Source organism: Nitrospirota bacterium (assembly GCA_023229435.1).
Classification (GTDB): domain Bacteria; phylum Nitrospirota; class UBA9217; order UBA9217; family UBA9217; genus JALNZF01.
The window spans coordinates 20506-28125 of the sequence record JALNZF010000031.1 but is presented as its reverse complement, the minus strand read 5'-3'; the positions used below and the strand labels follow the sequence as shown (position 1 = coordinate 28125).

The following is a 7620-nucleotide window of genomic DNA, read 5'->3' as shown; positions in this document are numbered from 1 at the left end:
CCGTTTCAACCTTTTGCTGCATGAGTTCACCACCGTCTCGTGAGGGCGTAATGAGAAGCTTGTTTCTGTTTACGAGATAAATGTCGAGCGTTTTTCTCCTGCCGGGCAAACTCGTAAGCGCGCCCTTGTCCATCTGAAATTTCCCGGAGAGTATTTTGTTCAGTTCAAGCGTGTCATAAAAATTGATGATCACGCCCAACCGGGCGCCTGTATCCCTCCCGGTGATGCGCGCTGCGGCGTGCATGTGATAGGGGTAGTCCGATACTCCACCATGGCTCCCGAAATGCACATCGCCTATGAAGACGTTATCTTCGCCAAGAACGGCAGGCACATGCTCTGATTCGTCGCTGCCTATCTCGCGCTCATCGGTTGAGGCGATCACCTTTCCGTTCATGCCAAGGACGGAGATCAGACGGATGCTTTTGTCAAGCGGCATTTTATTGCGTTTCAAATGGGTGTTCAGTGATTTTTGCAGTTTCGCAAAGCGCGGATCGTGCGCATCAAGGGTGAGCAGGGCTTCCGTGGTATCGCGGATGAAGCCGTCGGACGAGAAGTCCGCGACCCGGCCTTTGTTGAGCTCAAAAAATGAGTAGAGCTGGCCTTCCCTGGCATCGGTAATGAGGGTCAAATCCTCGAGGGCCTGCTTTTGCAGGGCGTCCTTCGCGGAACTGTAACTCAGATATCCCAGCAGAGCGACGGGGATCAGGGCAGTGAGCACAAAAGCTGAGATGAGTTTTGCGGTGAATCTCATTCAATCTCCCGATGGACGTGTTTGCCTGTCCTTTTTCGGCAAGGCCACTTTTTTGTCAACGAGACGGCTGGTGCTGAACAAGCGCCGCCACTGATTAAGATACAATATCCTATGTGTCTTATCTTCCAGACAGATTATCCCACTGCTCGTGAAGGTCCTCCTGGTTAAATATAGCACAGGCGGGGTAAGAAGGCCATGGAGGTCTGAACTATATTCACGTGTTCAAACACGCACCAACAGCCGGATTCATAGAGTATGCAAGCATGGCGAAGGGAGACGCCGGGGCACCACCCTCTGTGTTCTTCTTGATTGCCGGACAGAGGATTGACCAAAGAGGATTTTTCTTGATTTATTTCGTCTGATAGATTAAATTGTTACCTTGTGACCAAAGTGGGCGAGTAGCTCAGCTGGGAGAGCACCGCGTTCGCAATGCGGGGGCCGAGGGTTCGATCCCCTTCTCGTCCACCAATTTTATACACTCCATTCTCTTTCAAATCAAGCCCTTAATTCCCCGAAATATCCAGAACGTTGGTACACAAAAGGTACACAAAATGTGCCGAGACCGGCAGCGGCACGAGAAGGTAGACCCTTGTCGGCAAGCCCCCCCGGCGCCATGCCCGACGCTTTTACGGGCTTTCCCGCGAAAAGCTCGCCGCCGAGTACGGCGGCATCGCGGAGCGCCCCCCTCGGCGCGGGCTGGTTACACGTTCAAAAGAATATTTCCCGCGCCGGGGGGGCACTATGATCATCATGGTGCTCGCTGGGGTGCGCTCGCAAAACCAACGGCACAAACAAACGGCAAAAAAACCCGCTCCGCTCAAACGCGCACTGCGCCACACACCGTCGCAGAGCGCACCGCTTCGCATAAGGAGGCTCGGCTCAGTCACCACGGCTTCTCCACTTCGCTCCGCCGATTGGCTCCGCGCACTCCGCACACATCCGCTCCGATGCGCTTCGCCAGATACGCTCAGTTCCGTACGCCGTCCTGCCTTCGCCTCGCATCTTTCTATTTAACGACAGAGACGGCTCTGTGTAAACGCGGACTTCGCCAAGGTACGGCAAAGACCGCACACATCGCAATCGGAGGCCGGACATCCGCAGCAAGGCAGGGGACTCCTTCCTGCGGCTGATCGGCCACTGTGTGCCTTGATAGAACCAAGAACGATGCAAACCGCCTATATTCCCGCCGCCTGGTATCGCCACCGACGAACTCGCTGGACACCGGATGCGCCGCCGCTCCGCGACCGATCTCACCCGACGCCCAGCTCGAAGGCACCGACGATAAACCAACAGCTCCGGGGCACTACGCCGCACCCCCCGCCGACCCCCTCCCCCCTGGACCCCCCAACCCCCCGGCATCCCCCCCTCTTTGGAACTCCCAGGGGGGTAGGGGCTCTCTTAGGGGGAGTTGCGGTTTCGGGCCGACCCTCCCTCACCCTTCGGGCTACGTGCCCCGACCCCCGGCGCGGGGACCGTTTTGCGCCGGAGGCAACACGTCAACAGCACCCCTCAGGGGTTACGCTTAAATAGGCAAGCCTGGTTGGCGCAAACAACAACGGCGCGCCAACCAGACCATGCCGGGCTTCACCCCCGAACCCCCGGGGTCGCACTGTCATTTGCTTTGCAGCATAAATCGCAAAGCGAACGCCCGTTGCTCCGTGGTCTCGAGCTCGTGCCTCTGCTTCGCTCCGGCACCAGCCCGCCCGTCTTTCCGCTCGGTCATGAGCCCTGCGTGACCCAGCAGCGCTCACGCCCTCGCTCGATCTCCCGCCCACCCGCGAGGCGAAGACTGCCTCACTCCTTCGGTCACTCGCTTTGCAATGACTAGCAACTCTCGCGCCCTCCTTCGATCGACAGACTTCGCCTCGCTCCCGTCCGCCCTCTCTGGGCTCCCCTCGGATAACGTCAACTGCCCGCCTGCGACTTTTCATGCCGTGCAAGAAGCGCAGTCGTCATGCCAGGAAAAGACACACTGTCATGCCGACCGCATCTCCTTCTTGGCGCACGTCCTGAAAAGCCAAGTGAATCGCAGTCGGATTTTTTCTCCCGACCCCGCTGCCCCTGTGCTGTTGAGGGCGCGGGTTCAGGTTTTGTTTTTGGATTACAAAACACACTCAGAAGTCAAAGGAGGGTATTTCATAAAGATGGTTACTGAAGTTCTCAATAACGTTGTCGGCTCTTCCGGCTGGTGTGAGGTTGGCCCGGAGTGTGCGGCTTGTGGGGGGTGCGCCCTTGCGAGCTTGTTTCCGGCTGATCCGCAGTTACCGTTAAAGTTTGTGGAGTCAGAACACTTAAATTAAAGGGAGTAGGATGATATTTAACACTATTTATCTTCTTGACAACTTCTAACCCTGTTAGTATACTCGCGTACATGAAAAATAAACGGTGGACCTCTAAGGATATCAAAAATCTCCGTGTCTCTCTTGAACTTACTCAGGCAGTATTCGGCGCACGTCTCGGCGTAAGCGGTAATTATATCTGGATGCTTGAAGCCGGCACTAAGATCCCAAGTGAAACGATAAGGCTTTTGTTGAATTGTATTGCTCTCGCTGATAAAGCAGCGCAGCAATAACTTGTCACGCGGAGGTATCTATGGCAGAAATTAAAGCTGGAAATCGCTCGCCGGTAACACTCACAAAAAAGGGTTTAGGAACATCGGAGGGTCAGGCCTTGCTTGAATTACTCGAGCGAACCTTGTCTGACGGCAGATTGACAGATCAGGAAGTAAAACTTCTCGAAGCATGGCTGGCGACCAATGTCTCCAACACAACTTTGCCGGGAATACATTTCTTGCGGGAAGAAGTGGAAGGCATTTTGGCTGATGGCGCTGTTTCTGATGGTGAAGTAATACTTCTCCAAAAAGCCATTTTGCGTGTGCTGCCTATTACTGAACGAGAAAGAGCAAAAGCAAAAATTGCCGACGCTGATGCTGCGGCAAGCGATGCACGATTCGCCGAAGCAAATAAAGCTACTGATAAGCAGATTAAATATATTCGCGACCTTGGCGGGTCTTGTCCGGTGGACGCAACAAAAATAGGCGCATCGGAAATCATCGAGAAGTTGCTTGATTCTCGTCCAACATTGAGACAGCAAATGGTTCTGAGATTCTGGAATCGAACCGATCTTTTAAAGGCCGGTGTTGAAGGCGTGAGTAATTGGATGGACCAGTGGTACGAGGAGGATCCTGCTCGGGGTTTGGCTTGGGAGCTTTGGAAAAGAGATGCCGGTGACTATGGCGGCCGATCGCCGAATGAAGTGCCGACAGTACCACTTGGTGCCGGTTTTGATTACCTAAAGAAAGTAAAGAACGGGGTTAAGATCGGCCTGTCTAAGCCAGGACAAAAGAAGTCTGGCGGTTGCTTGAATCAGATAAGTGTCATGTGTGTAATTTTGTTCATACTGATTATTGCGCTGCAATAGTATAGCAAGTAACGCGTGAGGCAACAAGGGCGGTGATAGGGTAGCTCCTGATAAGTCCGGCACTTCACCGGATTTCACCGCTTTAACTTTGGAGAGACCTTAGAGAGGTCCTGATTCTGATGAAGAAAAAAATAATTAAGAAAAAGACTACTACTAAATCGACACCAGACGACAATGATGATTTCAAGATAGATGTTTTTATCCCATACCCACCTGATGCTTTTATCTACGACAAAGATAATTTTCCATCCTGGATGTTGTCCGAGACCGACATAATCCAACAAAATTCTGAAGAACTTATCGCGTTAAAATGTAAGAGATCGGGGTTTGTGAAAAATGGTAATCCGGTATTGGCCATTGAGGCATTTTTACTTGCCCGTGACTTAAAAGTCTACCCACCTATGTGGGTTATAGACTTCTTTGCAAATGCATTCGAGAAGTATCATGATAAACTTGGACTGATTGACCTTGACAGCGTCCTTGGCTTGAAAGGTGTTGGTAAAAAAGGAGGGGCATTTAAGCCGCTTTTGGATGACCAGCGGGATGAGATGCTTATGAGGGATGTTTATTGGTTAACGCGCCTAGGCTATTCACCGGACCAGGCCGCCTCTATCGTAGCGCGATTTTTAGAAAGCATTCCCGATGCCGTATTCAATAAGACATGGATAGGAATTAATAAAATCAGCGATACTACGATTAAAGATAAATGGAATAAAAAATGGCATACGCATTTTGAAGATGCGGATAAAATCGAGGACGTAAAAATCATCCATGATCAATGGATTAGAGATAACAAAAGCAAGTTTATGCAGAAGTTCTGTAATGTTTTATCCGAAGAAGAATTGAAAATATTACCGCGCAGAAAACGATGATATGATTTTGGGTGTGAAATACCCGCATTTCACACCATAGCCAATTACTACAAGATTGATTATCATCAGGCCATACTGATAACGATTCAGGAGGCCGATGATGAAAACAGAAATACACGTCCAAGAAAAACCAGAACTCGTTGGAATTCTCCGTAAGCTCCCTTCCTTTCACTTCACAATCACACCTCAAAAAATGCCGGATGGTCGGGTATCGTTCAACCTTGAAGCTGAAACTGGCGAGTATCGGCGTGCGCTGCAGGCCTTAGCTGATAACACCCCAATTGGCTCTAGAGACGTACTTGAGTCTATACGGCTGATAAGAACGCTGATGTTTACAACAAAATCTGCGGGGGCACCGACTCGATAATATACGCAGTAGCCACACAAGGAGAAGCTAAGACAGTGGGCAGCGCTCCCTATAGGTTTCTGCCGCACGCTTTTACAAGCGCACGTCAGAAGATGATCGGATAGAAGAGCGAGTCTATGTCCATCTGCGGCAGCGCCCAAAAAAACGCGGGTCCTTCCACGGTCCCCGCGTATGCGGATCTAAAGAAGCGCACAAATAGGCTAGATAATAGTGGAAAAACACGCTTTTCGCTTCGTTTATTGAATTTAAGGAGAAAAATGCCGAATAATGACGGTCATGAGACAGCGCGACTCACAATGACGCCCGGGCTGCTCGGGTCCGTGAATGTTTTGGCGCGGTTCATGAACTTGACGCCACGACGAGTCCAGCAGCTTGCGAAAGAGGGCATCATTGCAAAAGCCCGGCCCGGGGGCTACGACGTTGTTCGTTGTCTCTCCATGTACATCGCGCATCTCGGCGAGTGGCGCGCCACTGCGGAGCTGCCCTGTACCATTGCCGATCTTTCACATTGTTTTGGACTCACGCAAGGCCAGGTTTCGTACTTGGTGAGAAGGGGTGTCATCCCGCCTCCCCTTTCTCATGGGCATTTCGATCTTGCGCTTGCTGTTCGGCATTTTGTGGCCTATGTGCATCAAAAGGGTTTCGTGAAGTTTTATGGGCAAGGCAATCTTGACCTTATCGATGACAAGGAGGGTGTAAATCATGAAAATGGTTTTTGAAATAAAACAGAACGTCGGCAAAACGCTCGAGTCTCTTCCGGGTCTGACGTATACAGCTGTTCGCCAGCAGCTGGAGGACTTCGCTGACAGGTTCAAAAGCAAGCTCGCACGCGAACGCATGAGCGGCCCGCCGGGCATCAACTGGTTCGGCGCAAAGACGCTGAAGAACAGCCGGCATTTTCAATTCTATGTCGTGGGCGATAGTTTAAAAAGCCTCTCAATGGTATCGAGGATCAGCGGCAAACTCATGATGCACGAGACCGGCGGAACGATCACCCCAAAAAATGGGAAGTGGCTGTACATTTTCAACCGGAAGGGACGGCTCCCCGGAACAAGAGGCACTATTGTCGCAAAAGTAAGGTCTGTGACACTGCGGCCGCGTTTACAGTTCCGCGCCACGTTTGAATCCATGCTGAAGGATGAAATGGGAAACATGGATAGCGCGGTCGCTGGGGCGCTTGCCGAAGCAAGCAAAGGCGGCGAAATGAAAGAGATCACATAGGAGGCGCGATGGAAAATGAACAAGTGATGCAAATTAAAAAGGTCTGGTTCGAGTGCGAAGACGACGACGGCACCAGCTTCATGTTGCTCGCGGGCACTAAAGAGCTAGAGGAGTTTATAGAAGCGATGGATGCTTTAAAGGCTGAAGACAGCGCACCCGCACAATGTCATTGAGGGACGGAATAATGCCCAGCGCCGCTGAACATGCGAAGCAGAGAAGAAACACCCTGTCGGCAGGCCCCCCGGCGCCATGCCCGACGCTTTTACGGGCTTTCCCGCGAGAAGCGCTCGCCGCTAGGGTTCGCGGCATTACAAGGTGCCTCCCCCGGCGCGGGCGGGTACACGTTCAAAAGAATTCTTACCGCGCCGGGGGGCTTTTAAATATTTATTATAGTGTTCGCTTGAATACGCTCACAAAACCGAACACCACAACACACCCATGAAAGACAAACCATGTCAGGGACACATCAACGCCGGTCGCGTGGACCGGAGCGCCCGGCTTACGCGGATCATCGAGGTCCTGAAAGAGGCCGCATACCCGCTCTCCGCCCAGGAGATCGCCATTCGGGCATACGACTTCGCCGCGTCCGGAAAAGTCATGCTGAACGTTTCCACGAATATCGGCGAGCTTCGGGCGCGGGTCAATCGCGAGCTCGGCTATGTTGTTTCCGAGGCTGAAATGTGGCGGGGTGATCGGTATCCCTGGCAAGACGGGCGGCATCGATATCGGCTCTTAGCCGCCCCCGGGTGGTCCCCTCGATGGACGGTGAACCAAGAAGGCATTCACGTCCTTTTGGGTCAGCGTCAGCCCCCGCCCGCGCAATCCGGAAAAGGATCCGGCGCGGTAGCGGAACCCTCGTGCGATGTTCGCACTTGTAAAAAGTGCGGCGCATCGCTGCCGGCTGATGGGCCGCCGTTCTGTAGCGATGAATGCAAAGCGGCGTGGTTTGAGTCGCTGCAATCGAGACTTACAATTTAAGAGCACATTCA

9 protein-coding genes and 1 tRNA gene are annotated in these 7620 nt (G+C 52.4%); 9 read left to right on the top strand and 1 reads right to left on the bottom strand.

The window, feature by feature from the left end; genetic code table 11:
• Positions 1-751, bottom strand: a 751-nt coding sequence (locus M0R70_14745) for a hypothetical protein (GenBank protein MCK9420626.1), incomplete at its 3' end; no start/stop codon positions are given.
• 392 nt (positions 752-1143) lie between these two features.
• Here M0R70_14745 and M0R70_14740 point away from each other — a divergent pair.
• From M0R70_14740 to M0R70_14700, 9 genes are all read left to right on the top strand, one after another.
• Positions 1144-1219, top strand: a tRNA-Ala gene (locus tag M0R70_14740).
• 1903 nt (positions 1220-3122) lie between these two features.
• Positions 3123-3323, top strand: a complete 201-nt coding sequence (locus tag M0R70_14735; GenBank protein MCK9420625.1) for a hypothetical protein — start codon at positions 3123-3125, stop codon at positions 3321-3323.
• A 20-nt stretch (positions 3324-3343) separates the two neighbouring features.
• Positions 3344-4171, top strand: a complete 828-nt coding sequence (locus tag M0R70_14730) for a hypothetical protein (protein MCK9420624.1) — start codon at positions 3344-3346, stop codon at positions 4169-4171.
• A 119-nt stretch (positions 4172-4290) separates the two neighbouring features.
• The gene (locus M0R70_14725; GenBank protein MCK9420623.1) at positions 4291-5043 is read left to right on the top strand and encodes a hypothetical protein; all 753 of its coding nucleotides are present in this window, start codon (positions 4291-4293) and stop codon (positions 5041-5043) included.
• Positions 5044-5140: 97 nt separating this feature from the next.
• Complete coding sequence (locus M0R70_14720) at positions 5141-5410, top strand: hypothetical protein (GenBank protein MCK9420622.1); 270 nt, start codon at positions 5141-5143, stop codon at positions 5408-5410.
• A gap of 257 nt (positions 5411-5667) precedes the next feature.
• Positions 5668-6129 carry a hypothetical protein gene (locus M0R70_14715; GenBank protein ID MCK9420621.1) on the top strand — a complete coding sequence of 154 codons (462 nt, stop codon included), beginning with the start codon at positions 5668-5670 and terminating at the stop codon, positions 6127-6129.
• Positions 6113-6631, top strand: coding sequence for a hypothetical protein (locus tag M0R70_14710; protein MCK9420620.1), 519 nt, complete (start codon positions 6113-6115; stop codon positions 6629-6631). The genes M0R70_14715 and M0R70_14710 overlap by 17 nt, the downstream gene beginning before the upstream one ends.
• 8 nt (positions 6632-6639) lie before the next feature.
• Entirely contained in the window at positions 6640-6804 is a 165-nt protein-coding gene (locus M0R70_14705; GenBank protein ID MCK9420619.1) for a hypothetical protein, read from the top strand.
• A 265-nt stretch (positions 6805-7069) separates the two neighbouring features.
• Complete coding sequence (locus M0R70_14700) at positions 7070-7609, top strand: hypothetical protein (protein ID MCK9420618.1); 540 nt, start codon at positions 7070-7072, stop codon at positions 7607-7609.
• The last annotated feature ends 11 nt before the right edge of the window (positions 7610-7620 follow it).